At 40.3% G+C, this 24120-nt stretch carries 19 protein-coding genes and 1 pseudogene; 18 read left to right on the top strand and 2 right to left on the bottom strand.

Going from position 1 to position 24120, the window contains the following annotated elements; translation table 11 throughout:
- Positions 1–212: 212 nt before the first annotated feature.
- Positions 213–1205, bottom strand: coding sequence for a 2-hydroxyacid dehydrogenase (locus IPMB12_RS04135; protein WP_166915229.1), 993 nt, complete (start codon positions 1203–1205; stop codon positions 213–215).
- Between the two features lie 345 nt (positions 1206–1550).
- Here IPMB12_RS04135 and IPMB12_RS04130 point away from each other — a divergent pair, with 345 nt between their 5' ends.
- The 12 genes from IPMB12_RS04130 (at position 1551) to yejF (ending at position 15978) form a co-directional block, all read left to right on the top strand.
- Entirely contained in the window at positions 1551–2771 is a 1221-nt protein-coding gene (locus tag IPMB12_RS04130) for an AmpG family muropeptide MFS transporter (protein WP_407704070.1), read from the top strand.
- Between the two features lie 30 nt (positions 2772–2801).
- Positions 2802–3449: an NAD(P)H-dependent oxidoreductase gene (locus IPMB12_RS04125; protein ID WP_166915225.1), complete on the top strand. Its 648-nt coding sequence runs from the start codon at positions 2802–2804 to the stop codon at positions 3447–3449.
- 479 nt (positions 3450–3928) lie between these two features.
- Complete coding sequence (locus IPMB12_RS04120) at positions 3929–4288, top strand: helix-turn-helix domain-containing protein (RefSeq protein WP_166915223.1); 360 nt, start codon at positions 3929–3931, stop codon at positions 4286–4288.
- A 60-nt stretch (positions 4289–4348) separates the two neighbouring features.
- The gene (locus tag IPMB12_RS04115) at positions 4349–4612 is read left to right on the top strand and encodes a S24 family peptidase (RefSeq protein ID WP_166915221.1); all 264 of its coding nucleotides are present in this window, start codon (positions 4349–4351) and stop codon (positions 4610–4612) included.
- A 166-nt stretch (positions 4613–4778) separates the two neighbouring features.
- Positions 4779–5735, top strand: a complete 957-nt coding sequence (gene trxB / locus IPMB12_RS04110) for a thioredoxin-disulfide reductase (RefSeq protein ID WP_166915219.1) — start codon at positions 4779–4781, stop codon at positions 5733–5735.
- On the top strand, positions 5735–7447 hold the full coding sequence (gene cydD, locus IPMB12_RS04105; RefSeq protein ID WP_166915217.1) for a heme ABC transporter permease/ATP-binding protein CydD: 1713 nt from the start codon (positions 5735–5737) through the stop codon (positions 7445–7447). The genes trxB and cydD overlap by 1 nt, the downstream gene beginning before the upstream one ends.
- A complete protein-coding gene (gene cydC / locus IPMB12_RS04100) occupies positions 7447–9111 on the top strand; it encodes a heme ABC transporter ATP-binding protein/permease CydC (RefSeq protein WP_166915215.1) in 1665 nt (554 codons plus the stop codon). The genes cydD and cydC overlap by 1 nt, the downstream gene beginning before the upstream one ends.
- Before the next feature lie 95 nt (positions 9112–9206).
- Positions 9207–9977, top strand: a complete 771-nt coding sequence (gene aat / locus IPMB12_RS04095) for a leucyl/phenylalanyl-tRNA--protein transferase (protein WP_208293545.1) — start codon at positions 9207–9209, stop codon at positions 9975–9977.
- A complete protein-coding gene (locus tag IPMB12_RS04090) occupies positions 9958–12138 on the top strand; it encodes an extracellular solute-binding protein (RefSeq protein ID WP_208293544.1) in 2181 nt (726 codons plus the stop codon). Before aat ends, IPMB12_RS04090 begins: the two co-directional genes overlap by 20 nt.
- Positions 12139–12150: 12 nt before the next feature.
- Positions 12151–13233: a microcin C ABC transporter permease YejB gene (locus IPMB12_RS04085; protein ID WP_166915213.1), complete on the top strand. Its 1083-nt coding sequence runs from the start codon at positions 12151–12153 to the stop codon at positions 13231–13233.
- Between the two features lies 1 nt (position 13234).
- Positions 13235–14269 carry an ABC transporter permease gene (locus tag IPMB12_RS04080; protein WP_166915211.1) on the top strand — a complete coding sequence of 345 codons (1035 nt, stop codon included), beginning with the start codon at positions 13235–13237 and terminating at the stop codon, positions 14267–14269.
- Positions 14266–15978 (top strand): microcin C ABC transporter ATP-binding protein YejF, encoded by a 1713-nt coding sequence (yejF, locus tag IPMB12_RS04075; RefSeq protein ID WP_166915209.1) that lies wholly within the window; start codon positions 14266–14268, stop codon positions 15976–15978. Before IPMB12_RS04080 ends, yejF begins: the two co-directional genes overlap by 4 nt.
- 32 nt (positions 15979–16010) lie before the next feature.
- Here the strand turns inward: yejF and IPMB12_RS04070 are convergent, their stop codons facing one another.
- Entirely contained in the window at positions 16011–17168 is a 1158-nt protein-coding gene (locus IPMB12_RS04070; RefSeq protein ID WP_166915207.1) for a CdaR family transcriptional regulator, read from the bottom strand.
- A 311-nt stretch (positions 17169–17479) separates the two neighbouring features.
- Between IPMB12_RS04070 and leuA the strand changes: the two genes are divergently transcribed.
- The 6 genes and pseudogenes from leuA (at position 17480) to hxpB (ending at position 24078) form a co-directional block, all read left to right on the top strand.
- On the top strand, positions 17480–19024 hold the full coding sequence (gene leuA, locus IPMB12_RS04065) for a 2-isopropylmalate synthase (protein WP_166915205.1): 1545 nt from the start codon (positions 17480–17482) through the stop codon (positions 19022–19024).
- A 58-nt stretch (positions 19025–19082) separates the two neighbouring features.
- Positions 19083–20171 carry a 3-isopropylmalate dehydrogenase gene (gene leuB, locus IPMB12_RS04060; RefSeq protein WP_166915203.1) on the top strand — a complete coding sequence of 363 codons (1089 nt, stop codon included), beginning with the start codon at positions 19083–19085 and terminating at the stop codon, positions 20169–20171.
- A gap of 88 nt (positions 20172–20259) precedes the next feature.
- Complete coding sequence (gene leuC, locus IPMB12_RS04055) at positions 20260–21675, top strand: 3-isopropylmalate dehydratase large subunit (RefSeq protein ID WP_166915201.1); 1416 nt, start codon at positions 20260–20262, stop codon at positions 21673–21675.
- An 11-nt stretch (positions 21676–21686) separates the two neighbouring features.
- Positions 21687–22289, top strand: a complete 603-nt coding sequence (gene leuD / locus IPMB12_RS04050) for a 3-isopropylmalate dehydratase small subunit (protein ID WP_228720398.1) — start codon at positions 21687–21689, stop codon at positions 22287–22289.
- 94 nt (positions 22290–22383) lie between these two features.
- Positions 22384–23136, top strand: a pseudogene (locus tag IPMB12_RS04045) (class I SAM-dependent methyltransferase); the annotation flags it as partial.
- 270 nt (positions 23137–23406) lie between these two features.
- Complete coding sequence (gene hxpB, locus IPMB12_RS04040; RefSeq protein ID WP_166915197.1) at positions 23407–24078, top strand: hexitol phosphatase HxpB; 672 nt, start codon at positions 23407–23409, stop codon at positions 24076–24078.
- The last annotated feature ends 42 nt before the right edge of the window (positions 24079–24120 follow it).

Raw genomic sequence — 24120 nt, 5'->3', positions numbered from 1 at the left:
TATTTTAAGCAAGGGTAAAATTGAGTTGCTAATGATATTAATAATGAGAATGATTATCAATAACAAAATTGAAAAATTTTTATATTTCCATAGAAAATATGATTAAGATCGTAAAATTGATTAAAATTAATGAGATATCCTTATAAAAACAAGGGAGTTGACATAAAAAAACGCCTGACTAAGCAGGCGTTTTTATAGGCAGAAATAATAAATTAAGCTTCAACAATATTTGGACAAGGTTTGCCTTCAGCAATCAACTTAATATTATTCAGTGTGGTTTCTGAAATATTTAATAGTGCTTCTTCTGTTAAAAAAGCCTGATGCCCGGTAAAAATAACGTTATGGCATGCTGATAAACGACGGAAGATATCATCTTCAATCACTTCATTTGAGTTATCTTCAAAGAATAGATCACGTTCTTTTTCATACACGTCCATACCTAAAGCGCCGATTTTACGTTTTTTCAGTGCATCAATCGCTGCGCTGGAATCAAGCAAACCACCACGACTGGTGTTAATAATCATCACACCATCTTTCATTTTGCTAAATGCTTCTTTATTTAACATATGGTAATTTTCTTTAGTTAACGGACTATGCAAAGAGATCACATCAGATTTAGCATAAAGTGTATCTAAATCAACATACTCAACACCAAGGTCAAGAGCTGCCTGACTTGGATAAGGGTCATGGGCTAAGATTTTCATGCCAAAACCTTTTAAAATACGCACGAGTGCTAAGCCAATCTTACCAGTACCAATAATACCGGCAGTACGATTATGCATATTGAAACCAGTTAACCCTTCTAAAGAAAAGTTCGCATCACGCGTACGTTGATAAGCTTTATGAATATGGCGATTTAGTGTCATCATCAGAGCAACCGCGTGCTCCGCCACTGCTTCTGGCGAATAAGCCGGAACACGCACAACAGTAATACCGTGTTTTTTAGCCGCTTGCAGATCGACATTATCAAAACCGGCGTTACGTAACGCTAAGATTTTTACCCCTACTTTTTCCAGTTCAGCTAAAACCTTAGCATCTGCTTCATCATTAACAAAAATACAAACTGCGTCTGCTCCCTCTGCTGCTTTTGCCGTCGTCTTATTGAGCTTAAAGTCGAAGAACTCAAACTCATAATTAAACGCTTTATTGGCGCACTCAAACTGCTCACGATCATAGTGTTTACTACTGTACATGGCGATTTTCATATTCACATCCTTTTAAATGGTAAGACAATACAGTTAAGATATAAAATCCTACTAAAAAACTCAACTATTATTACATAGTCACTCTCCTGCTCTTGCGCAACTATTGCACGATCTTTACAATCCCTACTCGTGCTGTAATTTAAAGTTATCCAACAGATGGTTTTTTAATATATGATATGTATGTTATAGCGACAATTATGACATAAAACAAGTACTGTTAAACGATAGCTAAAATAGAAGAAACAATAGAACTCAATGAATAAACCGCTAACTGACCATAAAGACAATCCGGAGCAGGATCCACAAACATCAAAGAGCATATTAAATACAGTCTTAAATACCAAAATGTTGATCTGTATTTTTACTGGCTTTGCTTCTGGTTTACCTCTTTACTTGCTATTGCAGCTATTACCTGCGTGGCTGGAAAGTGAAGGTGTGAATATTAAAACCATTGGTGCCTTTACCTTAACTCAGGTTCCCTATGTCTGGAAGTTCTGCTGGGCACCACTGATGGATAATATCTCCCCATTCGGTCTTGGCCGCCGCCGGGGCTGGATGCTACTTACTCAGGTTGGTTTATTCTTTTTGATTGCTTCTTTAGGCTTTTTCTCACCCAATTTAAATATCTGGCTTATCTCTGGTCTTTGTTTTGCTATCGCCCTTTTTTCTGCCACGCAGGACGTCGCGCTGGATGCTTTCCGACGGGAGCTATTAACCGATCAGGAACTGGGGCTGGGTAACAGTATCCATATTAATGCTTACCGGATTGCTGGTTTAGTGCCGGGTTCTTTATCTTTGATCTTATCTCATTACTTCTCCTGGCACTCTGTCTTTATTATTACAGCCTTGTTTATGGCACCCGCTATCGTGATGACATTACTGGTCAAAGAGCCGCAGAATCAGCAACCTCGACCACGTAGTATTGAAGATATCTTTATTAAACCTTTGGCAGATTTTATGCAACGTAATGGCTGGAAAACAGCCCTACTGATTCTGTCATTTATCTTCTTATACAAGCTGGGCGATAGTATGGCAACGTCCCTTGCTACACCTTTTTATCTTCAGATGGGGTTTAGCAAAATAGAGATTGGATTGATTGCAAAGAATGCCTCGCTCTGGCCAAGTGTTATTGGTGCGCTGCTGGGTGGTATCTTTATGATAAAGCTGGGAATTAACCGCGCATTATGGTTATTTGGTATCGTGCAGGTTGTCTCCATTTTGGGCTTTGTCTGGCTCTCTATGGAAGGGCCTTTCCTTTGGATTGGGAGTAAAGAAAAGGTTATGCTGGCAGTTGTCATCAGTTTTGAAGCCTTAGGCGTTGGTCTTGGCACTGCAGCCTTTGTCGCTTTTATTGCTAAAACGACTAATCCACTTTACACCGCAACACAGTTTGCGCTATTTACCAGTTTTGCTTCGATTCCAAGAACCATCATTAACTCTACGACAGGAGTCATGGTCGAGCATCTGGGCTGGACACACTTCTTCTGGCTTTGTGTCATTTTAGCTCTGCCAGGAATGATGTTATTACCTAAAGTTGCGCCATGGAACAATAAACTATCCAAATAAACTTCGCATTATTTTGCAGGAGAAACATCTATGAATAAATTTACAGAAGCACTTAATTTCCGTCACGCTTGCAAATTATTTGATGATAAACGAACTATTCCCGCTCAGGACTTTCAGGAAGTTTTAGAAGCAGGCCGTCTGTCTCCCTCGTCATTTGGACTTGAACCATGGCACTTTTTAGTTGTCACCAACAAAGAAGTAAAAGCCGCAATACGCAAAGCCTGTGGAAATCAGATACAATTAACCTCCTGTTCACATGCAATGATTATTCTCTTCCGTAAAGCAAGTCAGTTTCAGTTAGATAGCCATTTTTTGAGAAGTGCCTTTGCTCGTCGTCTGCCAGCCAACAGTGATACCTTATTGGATAAGTCCTGCCAGTATTTCATTGATTACTATACTCAGGCTCTTTCGAACAATAATAATGTAGAAAACTGGGCAGAGATGCAGTGTTATATTGCTGCTGCTAATATGATGACAGCTGCTGCTTATATAGGGATTGATTCCTGTGCCATTGGTGGCTTTGAATATCAGTCTTTAGAACAAGTTCTGACAGAGCATGTTACGATGTTTAATCCTCGCGAATTTGGCATAGCTCTTGGTTTAACTTTTGGTTACCGGGCGAACCAACAACCTAAAAAGTACCGTTTTGCTCCATCAGACATCATCACTTATATCTAATTACATACCCTCTCTGACCAGACATAATCTTATTCAAACTCAATAAAATTATGTCTTCCTTTTACTCTCTTTTGCAACTAATCAGCGTATTTTTCGCAAAATTTAATATCCATACTGTACTTTTCTTTTCACATTTCTTTTACAATAAAAATATTTCTATTAATAAATCACTTATACTTGCTAAAAAAATAACCTTATTCGAATAAGAATAAATAAATTAAATTACTTCCACACAAAAAGATTCTTTTTATACAAAAAACCGATTACAAATTTGTGTATTATCGGATAAATTAATATTAAAAATCCATTACTATTGTAAATATAAATAAATATTAATAAGATAAAATTGTAAATTGATTATTTATACAAATTAAAATAATATATTCCATTACAATTATGAGTTTACGCTTTGTATAAGTAATTGTACGTGGTGCAATTCTTATGTAGAGAAATAATACAATAATGATAAGAGCATAAAAATGACAAGCTTTGCTAATCGATTGAAATGGGTAATTGGAAATAATTCGACAAACTCTTTTGCACGCAAGTGCAACCTCTCAGAGAGTGCAGTAAGAAGGTATTTAACCGGTGGCTCAGAACCAACGTTACAAAATTTACTGTCGATCGCTAGTGTCGGTAATGTTTCTGTTACATGGCTTGCTACAGGCTCTCATACAGAAAAAAATTCTCACTCAGATCCTGGCAATGATTTTCATTTAAAATATGACCCACAAAATGGTTTGATCGTCTTACCAGAATTAGTCGTCAATTCAGATAATAATGACTATACACTGGAGGCCTCTGTCAGTTTAGGTAATGTCAGTCTGACACCCGCCTAGTTAAATAGCCAAAGTTTTGATATAGAAACACCTGCGCTTTTTTATATCCGTGGTGAAAATATGTCACCCACTCTTCAACACGGTGAAACCACACTGATTAATATCCGCAAGCAAGGATGGACTGGAGCTTTGCAAGGTGTTTTTATCATAAAACTAAACAACACTATCATGGTAAAGCGTTTACAGTACGATCCCATCAAAAATGGTTATCATATTAGTAGCGATAATCCTGTTTATCGTAGTTATTTTTTAACACAACATGAAAGTCAGGAGATGTTCACTGCAATTGCTAAAATTATTAGTGTTGTCAGTAAAGTTAATTAATTCCCCAGCAAACAGTAAACTAAGCCAATCGGACTTAGTGCATAAATCTGCCTATTGGAATGATTAATAAAATTACGTTAAAAAAGCCTGATAAAACATATCCTGTTATCCCTGATAATGCTAGACTAAGCCCCATTATATTTAACTCGTTTTATTGGAGATGGATATGTCCGTTAAACATGCACGTTTACTTATTTTGGGTTCTGGCCCTGCTGGTTATACCGCAGCAATCTACGCTGCCCGCGCAAATTTAAATCCGGTACTTGTGACTGGTACTCAGGAAGGTGGTCAGTTAACCACCACCACAGAAATTGAAAACTGGCCTGCAGCCTCACCGGAACTTACCGGTCCTGAGCTAATGCTACAGATGAAAGCGCACGCAGAACGTTTTGAAACTGAAATCATTATCGACCATATTGAAAGTGTTGATCTATCAAGTCGTCCATTTAAATTATCAGGTAGTCGTGAGTATACCTGTGACGCCTTAATTATCGCTACGGGTGCTTCTGCTCAGTATTTAGGACTACCATCAGAAGATGCGTTTAAAGGGCGCGGCGTTTCAGCTTGTGCAACTTGTGATGGTTTCTTCTATCGCAATCAAAAAGTTGCAGTCGTTGGTGGTGGTAATACCGCCGTTGAAGAAGCGCTTTATCTATCCAATATTGCCAGTGAAGTACACCTTATTCACCGCCGTGATGCGTTCCGCGCTGAGAAGATTCTAATTGATCGGCTGATGGAAAAAGTTCAGGAAGGTAAAATTATTCTGCACGTTAACCGTGTGCTAGACGAAGTTCTTGGTGATGAGATGGGTGTTAATGCGGTTCGTGTCCGCAGTACGATAGACAATACTCAAACGGAAGAAATCAACGTACTGGGTGCATTTATCGCTATCGGTCATAAACCAAATACTGATCTATTTGCAGGTCAACTTGAGCTGCAAAATGGCTATATTAAAGTCAAATCAGGTACGCAAGGTCTTGCAACAGCGACAAGTGTTCCGGGTGTATTTGCTGCTGGTGATGTGAGCGATCATATCTACCGTCAGGCGATCACTTCTGCTGCAACTGGTTGTATGGCTGCACTTGATGCAGATCTCTATCTGGATGGATTAAAAGTTAAGTAATGTCGCTCGATAAAGTTAAGCAGAAATTACTCTTTAAATGGCTTAAACAGCAAGCTGGATTTTATAAAACCAGCTTGCGCCTTTCTGTGTTAACAGGTGTCATCAGCGGTTTACTTATTATTGTACAAGCCTGGTTGCTTGCGACTATCTTGCAACGTCTGATTATGGATGGTGCGGGCAGAGCAGATATTCTCCCTTATTTCTTTGGATTTTTAATTACCCTGCTACTACGCGTTATTTTTGTCTACCTTCGGGAACAAATTAACTTCTTTATTGGTGCTAAAATTCGCCGTAGTATTCGTGAACAGGTGCTAAACACTCTGGAACAACAAGGCCCGGCCTATATTAACCAAAAAACAACCGGCAGCTGGAGTACCTTACTCATTGAGCAAATAGAAGATCTACAAGATTTTTATAGTCGCTACCTGCCACAAATGCGTCTGGCGGCAATGATTCCGCTATTTATCTTAGTTGCTATTTTACCAGTCAACTGGGCAGCCGCAGTTATTCTCTTTATCACTGCCCCACTCATTCCTCTGTTTATGGCCTTGGTTGGCATGGGCGCAGCTGACGTTAATAAGCGTAATTTTCTAGCTTTAAATCGTTTAAGTGGGCACTTCTTAGATCGATTACGCAGTATCGAAACTATTCGTCTGTTTAATCAGGGCAAAAAGCAGACAGAAGAAATTACGGAAGCTTCAGAAAATTTCAGAACTCGCACCATGGAAGTGCTGAAAATGGCCTTTTTATCTTCCGGTGTACTGGAATTTTTTGCTTCAGTTTCGATTGCTGTCGTGGCAGTGTATTTTGGTTTTTCTTATTTGGGCGAACTGAATTTTGGTTCTTATGGACTGGGTGTCACACTGTTTGCTGGCTTCTTTGCACTTATTCTGGCTCCTGAATTCTTCCAGCCATTGCGTGATTTAGGCACTTATTATCATGCCAAAGCTCAGGCTGTGGCAGCTGCTGATTCAATTTATGACTTTTTATCTGAATCATCTGCGCCAGCAGAACTGCAATCATTAGAGACACTATCTGAACCATTTAGTCAAATTGTAGCTAAAGATTTAGTTATTTTATCTCACACAAATCAGCCCATTGCCGGACCATTCTCATTTACTTTACAACAGGGTCAACAGGTTGCCATTATCGGTAAAAGTGGTGAAGGAAAAACCTCATTAATTAATGTACTTCTGGGGTTCTTACCTTATCAGGGTTCGTTGAAGATAAGTAATATTGAATTAAATCAAATAGATAAAAAAAACTGGCGACAACAATTAAGCTGGGTGGGCCAGAACCCTAATTTACCCGCTAAAACTATTCGGGATAATATTTTACTGGCAGCGCCAGATACCAGCGAACAACACTTGTCTGAAATCTTACAACAAGCCTATGTAGACGAATTTACCCGTGACCTACCAGACGGCTTAGACACAGTTATTGGTGATGATGCTACCAGACTCTCAATCGGTCAGGCACAGCGTATTGCTGTTGCAAGGGCACTACTTAAACCGGCTTCGTTGCTTTTACTTGATGAGCCTACCGCCAGTCTGGATAAATTAAGTGCAGAGAAAGTTAAACATTCACTGCAACAAGCGGGAAAAAGCCGTACAGTCTTAATGATCACCCATCAGACAGATAAGTTAGATGAGTTTAGCCATATCTGGCAAATTCAAAATAACCAGCTGATAGTCCTCAAAGGAGAAGTGTAATGAGAGCTTTATTACCTTTCCTAAAATTATATAAACGCTATTTCTGGCAAATGCTGCTTGGCATGATACTGGCGCTTCTGACGTTACTGGCCAGCATTTTCCTGCTCGCTCTATCCGGCTGGTTTTTAGCAGCTACCGCTTTTGTTGGTTTTGCCGGGCTATATACTTTTAATTATATGTTACCTGCTGCCGGAGTGCGTGGAGCAGCAATTTTAAGAACAGCCGCCCGTTATGCAGAGAGACTGGTCAGTCATAATACTACCTTTTTAATCCTCTCGTTCCTGAGGACTATGGCATTTGAGAAGATTCTTCCTCTCACGCCGGGTAAATTACAAAATTACCAAAAAGCAGATCTGCTTAATCGTTTTATTGCAGATATTGATAATTTAGATCACTTTTACTTAAAACTATTATCACCATTTATTATCTCTTTATTCTCTATCTTGGTCATATTTTTCGGGTTAAGTCCATTTAATCTCACGCTGGCCACAGTTATTACGATCGTTTTACTGTTGACTATTTTCAGTGCTCCGTTGCTGTTCTTTCAGGCTGGTAAAACTCAGGGTGAGAGGCTCACGACACAAAAGAGTCAATATCGGGAACAGACAGTTAATTATCTGCAAGGTCAGGCTGAGCTGGCCATCTTTGGTGCACAAAACAAATTCCGAACACAACTGGAACAGACAGAACAACAATGGATTGCTCATCAAAAACAGCAGGCAACATTAGCCAGTTTTGCTCAGGCACTGATCCTACTGATTGTTGGGTTATTAACTTTACTGGTGATTTGGCTGGCAGCTGACGGTATTCCAGGCCACACACCACCATTTATTGCTCTGTTTATTTTTGTCAGTCTGTCTTGTGCTGAGCTTCTAGCTCCTATTCCTAATGCCTTTATTTATCTGGGACAAGTCATCGCTTCAGCTAAACGTATTACTCATCTGTTTGAGCAAAAACCTGATGTATTATTTCCTGAAACCGGTAAATCTTGCTCACAAGAACAAGCAGAGCTGGCTATCACTGGTGTATCATTTAATTATCCTTCTCATACACAACAAGTTTTAAGTGATATTTCTCTCACTATTCCGGCAGGTCAGCATGTTGCACTTGTTGGTAAAACAGGTTGTGGTAAATCAACGTTGCTTAAGTTATTAACTCGTGCCTGGGATCCTAAACTGGGTGAAATCACTATCAATAGTGTTAACATTCAGGATATGACAGAACCACAGCTGCGCCAGATGATGGCTGTTGTCCCACAAAAAATTGATATTCTCAGTGCCTCCTTAAAAGAGAATCTGCAAATAGGTGATTTCTCAGCCACTGATGAAGAACTGGTTACTGTTCTGCAACAAGTTGGGCTGGAAAAACTGCTGGAAACTGAGGATAAACTAAATCTGTGGCTTGGCGAAGGTGGTCGTCCGCTTTCTGGTGGTGAACGTCGTCGGCTTGGTATCGCTCGTGCAATCTTACATAAAGCACCGCTGATTCTGATGGATGAGCCAACAGAAAGCCTTGATATGCAAACCGAGCAGCAAATTATTGCTTTGATCAAAGAGGTTTACCAACATAAAACCATTTTGATGATTACTCACCGCTTAGTACAGCATGAGATGTTTGATAAAGTCTATTTACTGGAAAATGGCCAGCTATCACTGCAATACTAGTAGCCATTGTCAAAAAGCATATTTGCTTATCTCATATTTAACGTTATGCTAATATCATAATCATTATTATCATGTTTTAGCTTATAGAACTGGCTATGAGCAATTTTTATACAGATAAATATGTAAAAGGTATGTATCACGGAATGAATAAAGTACAGTTAGCCCTACTGGATACCGAACAACTTATTTTCCCTCATCCGAAAAATGCCCTGCAGGATCCGGAAGGTTTACTTGCGGTAGGTGGTGATCTCAGACCTGAACGACTCTTGCTCGCTTATAAATATGGTATTTTTCCCTGGTATTCAGAAAATGAGCCTATTCTATGGTGGAGCCCAAATCCCCGTGCGATTTTATGGATAGATCAGGTAAATATCAGTAAATCCATGAAGAAATTTATCCGCAAAACGGATTATATTGTCACTTTAAATAAAAATTTTGCCGGTGTGATTCAGGCATGTGCGCAACAACGTCAGGATGAAACATGGATCACTCAGGACATTCAGGATGCCTATATTAAACTTCATCAATTAGGTTTTGCGCATTCAGTCGAAGTTTGGCACAATGAATGCTTAATCGGTGGCTTATATGGTGTCGAACAAGGTCAGGTTTTTTGTGGTGAATCGATGTTTAGTAGTGAAACCAACGCTTCTAAATTAGCCCTTATCACATTTTGCCAATATTTTGCCACACGAGGTGGCAGACTCATTGATTGTCAGGTATTAAATGATCATACTAAGTCTATGGGAGCTATTGAAATTTCCCGCGATCAGTATTTAAAATATCTACAACAACTACAGCAACAACCTTTAAAACTAAATTGCTGGGATAGCAGGCAGCTTGATATTCATGATAAAACAAACATATAACCTGACCACCGCGATAAAACAGATTAAACATTATCTGTGTCTCGGCTGTATTTTAATACTACCCATTTCTTCTGTTTTTGCAGAGACTATCGATCCGCCTGTTGATATTATCAACACCGAAGAAAATGTCATCATCGACTCTGCTGTTACAGAATTATCTCTGCCAGAAAATGAACACTATGAAGAGCTTTTCACAGAAAACGACACTAAAGAACAACAGACTGAAAACGTAATAACGTCTGAAGATAACAATGACTTAAATACAGTAACTACCACAGAGACCAATACTGGTAGTCAACAAACAGTAGATGCTCCTTTATGTTATAACCAATTGCTACAGGAAGAATTAGACAACCTTGCCTCAGCACATAACAAAGAGGATATGACTGAGTTATCAGAACCCGATCCAGGCCAACCTCTGACTGGCCGTCATTTTGCTATCCTTGGTCAGCCAAAATATAGCGATGATTTTACCCATTTTGATTATGTTAATCCGCAAGCACCTAAAGGTGGTACGATTAAATTTGCTGCACTTGGTAACTATGATAACTTCAATCGTTTCTCACGCAGAGGAGCACCGGAAGGTCGCTCTGGTGAACTGTTTGAAACACTGTTTACTATGTCAGAAGATGAAAAAGGTAGCTATTACCCTTTGCTTGCTGAATCTGTAACATATTCTGCTGATTATTCATGGGCAGAAGTTAGTATCAATCCAGCAGCACGTTTTCATGATAATAGTCCGGTCACCGCAGAAGATGTTGAATTTTCTTTTGATAAATTTATGACTGAGGGTGTCCCACAATATCGCTCTTATCAGCAAGGTGTTACGGTAGAAACTATTGCACCATTAACCGTTAAAATAACACTACCAGAACCCAATAGAGAACGCCTGATTGGTTTTCTTAGCAGCCTGCGAATACTACCTAAACATTTCTGGCAGGATCACCGTTTAGATGAGCCCCTTTCGACTCCCCCTTTTGGTAGCGGTCCTTACTATATTAGTGACTATAAATTAGGCCAATATGCAGTCTACCAGCGTGATCCTAATTACTGGGGTAAAGATTTACCGGTCAATGTCGGTCGTTATAACTTTGACCAGATTCGTTATGATTATTATCTGGATGACAGCGTAGCGCTGGAAGCATTTAAAGCAGGTGCTTATGATTTTCGACTCGAAGGCCAGCCAAAAAACTGGAATACGCAATATACGGGTGATAACTTCGATCAGGGCTATATTATCAAAACTGAGCTGGACGTTACTGAGGCACCAAATGCCCGCTGGTTAGCCTTTAATATCAATCGTCCGATCTTTTCTGATAGAAAAGTGCGGGAGGCACTCACCCTGGCTTTTGATTTCAACTGGCTCAATCGTGCATTCTATTATGATACTTACAAGCAACCACAAAGTTATTTTGAAAATACCGAGTATGCTGCCAGTGGTTTACCAACAGAGGAAGAACTGCAATGGTTAACGCCATTTAAAGAGGTTATTCCTCCGGCCGCCTTTGGCGAGGCTTTTCAGTTACCACCAAGTGATGGTTCCGGATTTAATCGGGACAACCTGCTTAAAGCTGATCAGCTGTTAAAAGAAGCAGGCTGGATTATTGAAAATCAGCAACGAGTAAACGCCATAACTAAAGAGCCATTTGAATTTGAACTCCTGCTCTATATGGGTTCCAACTTACAATACGTCCAACCATTTCAAAAGAATTTACAGCGTCTTGGCATTAACATGAAAATCAGTATGGTGGACTACGCGCAGATTAACAGCCGTATGCGTGTACTTGACTATGATATGCTGCCGTCAGTCTATTACGCCTATACCTATCCCGCATCATCACTGAAAATCATGTGGGGCTCTGATTATTTAAATTCGAGCTGGAACTCATCAGGTTTACACAATGAAGCCATTGACTCATTACTACAATCGATCGAGAATAATCAGGATAATGCTGATAATTTGCTCAGTTTAGGACGAGCACTCGATCGGGTTTTAACACATGAATATGCCATGATCCCGATGTGGTATCCTCGTTATACATTCTATGCGTACTGGAATAAATTCTCCTTACCAGAGATCAAACCTAAATATGCAATGGGGCTTGATACCTGGTGGTATGATAAAGACAAAGTGCAAATACTCCCGACTAATCGGCAATAACAGGATAATACTATGTTAAATTACTTTATACGCCGATTATTACTCATTATTCCAACGCTGTTTGCGATTTTGACCATCAACTTTTTTGTGGTACAGGTTGCTCCCGGTGGACCTGTTGATCAAGCCATAGCCATGATTGAGATGGGGCCTCAGGCTGGTATGACCACACTTCCGGGTAGTGAAGCGATCCAGCCTAATTCACTAAGTGACAATGAAAGCCAGTACCGGGGTTCCAGAGGCTTAGATCCGCAGGTCATTGAACAAATAAAACAACAATATGGCTTTGATAAACCGATTTGGGAACGCTATCTTGAAACGGTCAAAAACTTCTTAATGTTTGATTTTGGTAATAGCTTCTTTAAGAATAATTCTGTAATCGGACTTCTCTGGCAAAGTCTGCCTGTTTCTTTATCGCTGGGGCTTTGGAGTACGTTAATCATTTATATGATCTCAATTCCCCTAGGCATTCGTAAAGCAGTACGCGATGGTTCTAAATTTGATTTATGGAGCAGTGTGCTGATCATCATCGGTTATGCTATCCCCTCTTTTCTGCTGGCCATTTTATTAATTATTCTGTTTGCCGGCGGTAGTTATTGGGATATCTTCCCACTCAAAGGGTTAATATCTGCTAACTTTGACCAGCTTGATACACTGGGTAAAATTAAAGATTACTTCTGGCATATTTGTCTGCCAACAGTTGCAATGGTTATTGGTGGCTTTGCTTCACTCACTATGCTGACTAAAAACTCGTTTTTAGATGAGATCAGAAAGCAATATGTAGTTACCGCCAGAGCTAAAGGACTCAGTGAACGCCAAGTGTTGTATAAACACGTTTTCCGCAATGCTACGCTAATTATTGTCTCTAACTTCCCGGTAGTATTTATCGGAATGTTTTTTACCGGATCTTTACTGGTAGAGATTATCTTCTCGCTCAACGGGCTTGGATTACTGGGTTATGAAGCGGTGATTCAGCGGGATTATCCAGTGATGTTTGGCACTTTATATATCTTCACCTTAATTGGCCTGATTACTAGTATTTTAAGTGATTTAGCCTATATGTTTATCGATCCACGTATTAATTTTGAGGCGCGTTAATATGCAAGAAAAACACTTCTCAATTAATCAACTGCGCTGGCAACGCTTTAAACATCATCGTCGTGGATACTGGTCGCTCTGGATCTTCGCCATCCTGTTTATCATCAGCCTATTCTCTGAATTTATCGCTAACGATAAACCTATTTTGATTAAATATCAGGATAACTACTATTCACCTGTTTTTAATAATTATCCGGAAACGACCTTTGGTGGGCAATTTGAAACAAATACCAATTATCTCGATCCATATGTCCAAAACAATATTGAACAACAGGGCTGGATGATCTGGCCACCAGTACGTACTACGTACAACTCTCTAGTATATGATACTCAGTCAACCTTCCCGACTTCACCGTCAGGCAGTCACTGGTTAGGCACGACAGACAGCGGTTTTGACGTATTTGCTAATATCTTATATGGATTTAGGATATCCATGTTCTTTGCCATCCTGTTAACCCTGTTTACTTCTGTGATTGGTATTTTCTTAGGCGCTATACAGGGCTATAACGGTGGCAAGATTGACCTGTTAGGCCAGCGCTTTATTGAGATCTGGGCAGGTATGCCACAACTGTTTTTAATTATTCTCCTCTCCAGCGTCATCCAGCCTAATTTCTGGTGGCTGCTGGCAATTACTATTTTGTTTGGCTGGATGGCACTGGTTGGAGTGGTCAGGGCTGAGTTTTTAAGAACACGTAATCTGGACTATATCCGCGCAGCTAAAGCACTGGGAATTAATGATATTAAAATCATGTTCAAACATATTATGCCTAATGCTATGGTCGCAACACTAACTTTCTTACCATTTATTTTATGTGGCTCAATTACCACGCTAACGACACTGGACTTTTTAGGTTTTGGACTACCGCTTGATGCACCATCACTTGGACGTTTACTGTTACAAGGTAAAAATAATCTACAAGCTCCATGGCTTGGGATCAGTGCTTTCTTAATTGTGGCAACGTTACTTTCCTTGCTCATTTTTATCGGTGAAGCGGTCAGAGATGCCTTTGATCCCAACAAAGGAGTCTATGCATGACAGACAATATCGTGTCGCCATTACTCTCAGTCAATGACTTAAGTATTGCCTTTAATCAAGGTAAAGCAACCAGACCGGTGGTGAATAACATCTCTTTCTCTATTTTTGAAAAAGAGACGCTGGCCCTAGTGGGTGAGTCAGGTTCTGGTAAAAGTATTACTGCCCTCTCAATCCTTAAATTGCTCTCTCCTCAGCAGGTTAGTTACCCATCAGGTGATATTGTATTTGAAGGACAATCTCTGCTCCACGCACCAGAAAAAACACTTCGTCAGGTGCGTGGTAATAAAATCAGCATGATTTTTCAGGAACCGATGGTGTCTCTAAATCCACTGCACACAATTGAAAAGCAGCTTTATGAAGTACTATCGCTGCATCGCGGTATGCGTGCCAATACAGCCCGCAGTGAAATCATCACATACTTAGAGCGTGTCGGGATTAAAAACGCTAAAAATCGCCTTTCTGCTTATCCTCATGAGCTATCTGGTGGTGAGCGCCAGCGAGTTATGATCGCGATGGCTATTTTAACCCATCCAAAACTATTAATTGCTGATGAGCCAACCACAGCACTCGATGTTTCTGTACAAGCTCAAATCGTTCAGCTCCTTAAAGAATTGCGTAATGAGCTGGATATGAGTCTGCTCTTTATCACCCATAATTTAGGGCTGGTAAAAAAACTAGCGGATAATATTGCAGTGATGCATAAAGGTCAGATTGTTGAGCAAAACAATCGTCACCGTTTATTTTTACGTCCTGAAAATTATTATACTAAGGTACTGTTAGCCTCTGAGCCAACCGGAGATCCGGTACCACTGCCTGAAAATTCAGCGGTACTAATGAATATTCATGATTTATGTGTTGATGTTGTTGCTAAAAAGAAACTATTCTCAACCGAAAAAAAACGTATTGTTGATCATGCGAGTATCACTCTTCATCAGGGCGAAACAGTCGGCATTGTCGGAGAATCCGGTTCGGGTAAAAGTACTACCGCGCTGGCCATTATGCGTCTGATAAAATCGACCGGTGAAATTACCTTTGATGCGCAGCCGCTGCATACTCTGAGTCATAAAAAGTTACTGCCATATCGCAGCCAAATTCAGATTATTTTTCAGGATCCTTTCTCTTCTCTCAATCCACGCTTTACAGTGGAACAAATTATTAGCGAAGGGCTGCAAACTCACACTAAATTATCCAAAGATGAGAGAACTCAGGCAGTCATTGAAATGATGCGTGAAGTGGGGCTCGATCCTGATACCCGTCATCGTTATCCTAACGAGTTTTCTGGTGGGCAGCGTCAGCGTATTGCCATTGCCAGAGCTTTGATTTTAAAACCACAAGTGCTGATTTTAGATGAACCAACTTCATCACTGGATCGCACTGTGCAGGTGTATGTCCTTAACCTGTTAAAAGAACTACAAGCCAGACATAAATTAACTTATCTGTTTATCAGTCATGACTTAGCGGTCATTCATTCCATGTGCCATCAGGTGATTGTCATGAAAGATGGCAAGATTGTTGAAGCTGGCAGCCGGGATCAGATCTTTAATCAGCCGGAGACTGAATATACTAAAACGTTAATTTCATTTATGGATAAACCGCTTAAACGCACACCAACGCCAAAAACTGACGTTGAAAGTCAGGCTAGTTCTGCTGAAAAGCCGGTGAAAAAGAAAAAATCCACTAACTGGAGTGATGCACTATTGATGCGTTAGCAGCTGATTGTTAGCAATGGATAAATTATAAATCAGCTGGCATCGAGTTGCAGGGCAATATAAAGTCTTAAACGATCGTCAAATAGCTCCAAGTTCAACCCCGTCAGCGTTGAAATTTTATTAAGACGATACTCAAGCGTATTACGGTGAATATATAACGCTTTAGAGGTTTCATTCATATGTACATTATATTTAAACCAGACACGCAAGGTTTTAATTAATACATCATGAGTATCCATTAATTTTAATTTTTTCAATGGATTAAGCAGTTCGGAGGCCTGCCAGCCAGAACTTAAACTATCCAGAAGAACCGGCAGAACCAAGTCCTGATAATAGTAGTTACGACTTTCCGGCATCCTTTGCTTACCAACTACCATCGTCGCAAGTGCAGTTTGATAAGACTTCACAATATTATCACTCTCACCTGGAAAGTAATTGCCAAGTGCGGTACGAATTTTTAAACTACTAAACTCTTGCGCCTGTGCCACCAATTTATTTAAGCGACTTTTATGTTCTTCCAGCTCCCAGCGCCCAAAGTTATTGAGTGCCGGAATAATAACGACAAGACTAGTCAGTGACTGAATCGCTACCAGATTAGAGCGATCAGGCATGGCTAAAAAGTTTTGCAGCTGATGCAGCTCTTTCATTGCGGTTTCAACACCCAGCTGACCACTATCAACATCAACCACAACTGCAACGCGTGGAAGAGATAAATCAATCCCTAAACGCTGTGCCCACTCAATCAGATTGGCAGACAGCTCTTCGGTTTTAATCATACTCAGCACTAGCTCTTCACGCAGACGACTATCTTGTGCCACTTCGTTCAGGAGACGGGCTTGTTCCATCATCATCTCTGCGGACATACACACAAGTTCACCCACTTGCTTAAGGCCTGAAGGATCACCGGTTAAACCAATTACACCAACAATTTCACCATCTTGCTGCAAAGGCAAATTTACACCCGGTTTTACACCATACAAACTCTTTGCCATCGCATCATCAATCATCACCACCCGTTTTTGGGATAGCGCCAGTAATGCACCTTCATGCAGTTCACCGATCCGTTCATGATCACCAGAACCAATGATACGTCCTTTGGCATTCATCACATTAATATTACAGTTAATAATATTCATAGTTCGGTCGACGATCTGTTGTGCTAACTGCTTATCCAGACGATATGATGACATAATTGATCAGGCCTTTTATGATAAAGATGAAAATGTTGCTTGACAGTAAATCTACAATTTGATAGAAATAACGTCAATTATTTTATATTTAATTAACCATTTTAGAGTAAAGAATGTTGAAATCAACTATAACTACTTTAAACCTCAGCCTCCTCCTCGCATCGTCTTGCGCGGATAGCTTGTGTGTGGAGTAAATATAGTTTAGATACTCTACTTAAATTCAAGAAAACCCGCGCTACGAGCGGGTTTTTTTATGCCCGGATTCAAGACAATCACCTCGTAGCGCAAACAAACAGAAAAGGAAACTAAAAATGAGCGACCAGGTTATTATTTTCGATACGACATTGCGTGATGGTGAACAGGCCTTACAAGCGAGTTTAAGCGTAAAAGAGAAACTACAAATCGCCTTAGCACTTGAACGTATGCGCGTTGATGTAATGGAAGTCGGGTTTCCTGTCTCTTCTCCGGGTGACTTTGAATCAGTACAAACCATTGCCAGAACGATTAAAAATAGTCGCGTCTGTGCATTAGCACGTTGCGTGGATAAAGATATTGACGTAGCAGCAGAAGCGTTGAAAGTTGCTGAAGCTTTCCGAATCCATACCTTTATGGCTACTTCAACTTTACACGTAGCCGATAAGTTACGTATGTCATTTGATGATGTCGTTGAGCGCGCAATTCACAGCGTTAAACGTGCACGTAACTACACTGATGACGTTGAATTTTCATGTGAAGATGCTGGGCGTACACCGATTGATAACTTATGCCGTATTGTTGAAGCTGCAATCGCTGCCGGTGCAACCACAGTCAATATCCCCGATACCGTTGGTTATACTGTACCTTATCAATTTGGTGAAATTATCACTACCTTATTTAATCGTGTGCCTAATATTGATAAAGCCGTGATCTCCGTTCACTGCCATGATGACTTAGGTATGTCGGTTGCCAACTCAATTACTGCTGTACAAGCCGGTGCCCGCCAAATTGAAGGTGCGATGAATGGTTTAGGTGAGCGTGCAGGTAACTGTGCATTAGAAGAAGTCATTATGGCAATCAAAGTCCGCCAAAACTTATTAAATGTTCACACCAATATTAACCATCAGGAAATCTACCGTACCAGTCAAATCGTCAGCCAGTTAGCCAATACGCCAATCCCGGCTAACAAAGCAGTTATTGGTAGCAATGCATTTGCTCACTCATCAGGTATCCATCAGGATGGCGTCTTAAAAAATCGTGAAACTTATGAAATTATGACACCTGAATCTATCGGTTTAAACCAAATTCAGTTGAACTTAACCTCTCGTTCTGGTCGTGCGGCTGTAAGACATCGTTTAGATGAGTTAGGATACCGTGAAAATGACTACAGTTTAGATGCGGTTTATGATGCATTCTTAAAGTTAGCAGATAAGAAGGGGCAGGTCTTTGATTATGACTTAGAAGCATTAATCTTCATGGATAAATTGAAAGATGATCAGGATCATTTCACGTTAGATTATTTTAATGTGCAATCAGGTTCAACGGTTGTCTCTACAGCATCTGTGAGCTTAGTCATCAATGGTGAGAAAAAATCTGATGCTGCAACAGGTAATGGTCCGGTTGATGCTGTTTATCAGGCGATTAACCGTATTACGGATATCCCGGTCTCTATTGTTTCTTATAAATTAGCCAGTAAAGGACAAGGTGAAAACGCCTTGGGTCAGGTGGATATCGTGGCGGAATATAAAGGTCGTCGTTTCCATGGTGTAGGCCTTGCAACCGATATTGTTGAGTCTTCAGCTAAAGCATTGATCAACGTATTAAATAACGTTTACCGTGCATCACAAGTAGCAGAAGAAAAACAGCGCTTACATGCTTAATAACAGTGAAATAGACAGAATAACAACGAATTAAATTTAAAATATTGAGGACTTAAGAATGTCACAGAACTACCATATCGCAGTACTACCCGGTGACGGCATCGGCCCAGAAGTCATGAGACAAGCCTATAAAGTACTAAATAGTATTCGTCAAAAATACAACTTATCGATCACCACCAGTGAATATGACGTTGGTGGCGCAGCGATTGATGTACACGGTACCCCACTACCAAAAGAAACGTTAGAAGGCTGTGAAAAAGCCGATGCAATCTTATTTGGTTCTGTTGGTGGCCCTAAATGGCAAAATTTACCACCAGACGAGCAACCTGAACGTGGTGCCTTATTACCACTACGTAAACACTTTAAACTGTTTGCTAATATGCGCCCTGCTCGTTTATACAAAGGTTTAGAAGAATTATGTCCATTGCGTGAAGATATAGCTCAAAAAGGTTTTGATATTTTATGTATGCGCGAATTAACCGGTGGGATCTATTTTGGTTTACCAAAAGGTCGTGAAGGAACAGGTATTCAGGAAAGAGCGTTTGATACCGAAGTTTACTACCGCTACGAAATTGAGCGTATCGCTAAAATGGGTTTTGAAGCAGCACGGTTACGTAACAAGAAAGTTACCTCGATTGATAAAGCTAACGTATTACAAACCTCTATTTTATGGCGTGAGGTAGTTAATGGCATCGCTAAAGATTACCCGGATGTCCAACTTGAACATATGTATATTGATAATGCGACAATGCAATTAATCAAAGATCCATCACAGTTTGATGTCTTACTTTGTTCTAATCTGTTTGGTGATATCATCTCTGATGAGTGCGCGATGATTACTGGTTCAATGGGGATGTTACCATCAGCCAGTTTAAATGAGCAAGGCTTTGGTTTATACGAGCCAGCAGGCGGTTCAGCACCAGATATCGCGGGTAAAAATATCGCTAATCCAGCAGCACAAATTTTGTCATTAGCATTACTGATTCGCTATAGCTTTAAGCGTGATGATATTGCCACTGCGATTGAAAAAGCAGTTAATCAGGCGCTTGAACAAGGCCATCGTACAATTGATTTAGCAAAAGGCGGTAAATCTGTTTCAACTGATGAAATGGGTGATGTGATTAGCCAAATCATCTTAGCTGCTTAATATAAGTTGTTTAGAATAATGAATGATAAAAGTCGTGAACTAAAAAATCACGATTTTAAAGAATAAAAATTAACGGGGTAATCGAACAATGTCTAAAACCAATACACCAAAAACATTGTATCAAAAATTGTATGATGCACATGTGGTTTATGAAGCACCAAACGAAACACCAATCTTATATATCGACCGCCATTTAGTGCATGAAGTAACATCACCGCAGGCTTTTGATGGGCTACGTGCGATGCACCGTAAAGTGCGCCAGCCACATAAAACCTTTGCCACGATGGACCATAATACTTCAACCAAAAGTAATGAACTAAGTGCCTGTAGTGAGATGGCGCGTATTCAGTTAACTGAACTGTCCAAAAATGCTAAAGAATTTGGTATTTCACTTTATGATATTGGCAGCCCACTACGTGGTATTGTCCATGTTATTGGTCCAGAACAAGGGATGACTTTACCGGGTATGACTATTGTTTGTGGTGACTCACATACAGCAACACACGGTGCCTTTGGTGCTTTAGCGTTTGGTATTGGTACGTCCGAAGTTGAACACGTACTTGCCACACAAACCTTAAAACAAGCGCGTGCCAAAACCATGAAAATTGAAGTTAAAGGTCACGTAGCGCCAGGCATTACCGCTAAAGATATTATTTTGGCTATCATTGGTAAAACAACCAGTGCTGGTGGTACAGGTCATGTGGTTGAGTTCTGTGGTGAAGCAATCAGAGACTTATCCATGGAAGGTCGTATGACATTATGTAATATGGCCATTGAAATGGGTGCTAAAGCGGGGATCGTTGCACCAGATGACACAACATTTGCTTATGTTAAAGGCCGTCAGTTCTCACCAAAAAATAGCGATTTTGATAAAGCTGTCGCTTACTGGAAAACCTTAAAAACAGATGAAGGTGCAGTATTTGATAAAGTCGTTACACTTGAAGCCAAAGATATTGCTCCACAGTTAACCTGGGGAACAAACCCGGGTCAGGTAACAGCCATTGATCAAGTGGTACCAAATCCGGATTCATTTACCGATATTATCGAGCAACAATCCGCACAACGCGCTTTAAATTATATGGGCTTAAAAGCCGGCACTAAAATGACTGATATTCAGATCAATAAAGTCTTTATCGGTTCTTGTACTAACTCTCGTATTGAAGATCTACGTGCTGCTGCTGCTATTGCTAAAGGCCGTAAAGTGGCTGATGGTGTACAGGCCTTAGTTGTACCGGGTTCTGGTCCGGTTAAAGCACAGGCAGAAGCTGAAGGTTTAGATAAAATCTTTATTGAAGCCGGATTTGAATGGCGCTTACCGGGTTGTTCTATGTGTTTAGCGATGAATGATGACAAATTACAACCGGGTGATCGCTGTGCATCAACCAGTAACCGTAACTTTGAAGGTCGTCAGGGGCGCGATGCTCGTACTCATTTAGTTAGTCCGGCAATGGCAGCTGCTGCAGCTATTACTGGTCATTTCACTGACATTCGTCACGCATTTTAAGGAGCAACATCATGGCTAAATTTATCAGACATACCGGCTTAGTGGTGCCTTTAGATGCAGCAAACGTCGATACCGATGCAATCATTCCAAAGCAGTTTCTACAAAAAGTCACGCGTACTGGCTTTGGTATTCATGCTTTTCATGAATGGCGATTTTTAGATGACGCAGGTAAACAACCTAACCCTGACTTCACGTTAAACAAACCACGTTACGCTGGCGCGAGCATTTTACTAGCCCGTGAAAACTTTGGTTGTGGTTCATCGCGCGAACATGCTCCATGGGCACTGGCCGATTATGGTTTTAAAACGATTATTGGTTCCAGCTTTGCCGATATCTTCTATAACAACTCATTTAACAACCAATTATTACTGGTGACTCTGTCAGAAGCAGAAGTTGATGAGTTATTTAAGCTGGTTGAAGCGAACGAAGGTATGAAGTTTACCGTTGATCTGGAAAACGAAGTTGTTATCGCCGGAGAAAAACGTTATCCATTTAAGATCGATGCCTTTAAACGCCACTGCCTGCTAAATGGCTTAGACAATATCGGACTAACGCTACAACACGAAGATGCGATTAGTGCTTATGAAAAGAATATTCCTAAGTTTCTGGCTTAATATTCGTTTAAAATAAAAATGCAATAAAATCAATAAATTATAAAATTAAGTTATTGATTTTATTCATCGTATTATCCTCTCAATAAGGAATACTATGTCATCAAGTAACCATCACGATAAAGTTGACCGTCAGTTTGGCGAACAGGCACAGGCTTATCTGACCAGTCAGGTTCACGCCAAGGGAAATGATTTAGACTATCTGACTGCAACGCTTAAATCCTATCCTGACGCCCGTGTACTAGATATGGGATGTGGAGCCGGCCATGTCAGTTTTATTGCAGCCCAGACGACTAAAGAAGTGGTTGCTTACGACTTATCAACTGATATGTTAAATGTGGTCGCTGCAATGGCTAAAGAACGTCAATATCATAACTTATCCGTGACTCAAGGCATCGCTGAGAAACTACCCTTCCCTGATCAAAGTTTTGATATTGTGTTAAGCCGCTACTCTGCTCATCACTGGCAGGACGTTGGTAAAGGGATGCGTGAAGCCTATCGTGTACTAAAACCGGGCGGAAAAATTATTATTATCGATGTAGTATCACCCGGCCATCCGGTCTTTGACATCTGGCTACAAACAGTTGAAGCACTGAGAGATACCTCTCATGTACGTGACTATACACCCGGTGAATGGATGACTTTTTTTACCGAATCCGGTTTTATCATTGACCGTGTACAACGTGAACGCTTACCGCTCAATTTTGCTACATGGATTACCCGTATGCGCACACCTGAACATTTTGTTAAGGCTGTCAGAGCTTATCAACAGTCATCAAGCCAGGAAGTAAACCGCTATTTTGAATTACAGGAAGATGGCTCATTTACCAGTGACTTAATGATTATTGAAGAACTCGTACTATTTAATTCAGCTTTTGATTCATATTGCCTGATAGAATATGTTTTATCAGGCCAATACAATACTTATCCGTTTGAAAAATACGTTGAGAATCAAATATTAGCTTTATCCCCAACGCTCTGCTCATTTACTTGAGCATCAAATAATCTGCCGCCTTTTAACTTCCCACATACAAATCATTAACTAACCATGTTAAGATATAGCACAAAATCATCAGATAATGATCTGTCTATCAATTAACAAACTTTTAAGGTTAAAATCATGAGTCATATTTTTAAACCACAAGCTGTGATCTATGATATGGATGGAATCTTAGTTGATTCCGAGCCTCTTTGGGATGAAGCTGAACGTTTTGTTCTTCCTCAATATGGTTTAGATCGTGATAAAACCTTAGCCAAATTAGGTATTGTGACTACCGGACTACGTATCAATGAAGTGGTTGAAATGTTCTGCCACACCGCACCAGAAAAGATGATCGATCCGGAAGAGATGGCCAATCGTATTATTCAGGAAGCTATTCGCCGTATCATTGAAACCAAGCCGGTTCTGCCAGGCGTGGTTGAATCACTACAACTGTGTCAGTCTCTTGGTTTAAAAATTGGTTTAGCATCATCTTCTGCTATGCGCGTCATTACGGCGGTGACTCAGTTACTCAATATTGAGAATTACTTTCAGGTGCGTATCTCTGCTGAATATATGCCATATGGCAAGCCGCACCCACAAGTCTATTTAACAGCAGCAGAACAACTCGGTGTTAGCCCACTTAACTGTATTACTATTGAAGATTCAGTTGCTGGTATGGTTTCAACAAAAGCAGCACGTATGCGCTCGATTGTAGTACCACCAGCAGAAAACCGTGAAAATCCGCGTTGGTGTTTAGCGGATATTAAATTAAACTCACTACTCGAACTTAACGCTCAACATTTATCGTAGAACGTTATATACTGACGAAAGTGCTATATTAATCAGAATCAA

Source organism: Zophobihabitans entericus (assembly GCF_011745665.1).
Taxonomy (GTDB): domain Bacteria; phylum Pseudomonadota; class Gammaproteobacteria; order Enterobacterales; family Orbaceae; genus Zophobihabitans; species Zophobihabitans entericus.
Note: the sequence above shows the minus strand (reverse complement) of the source record. Positions and strands in the feature narration are given on the sequence as shown.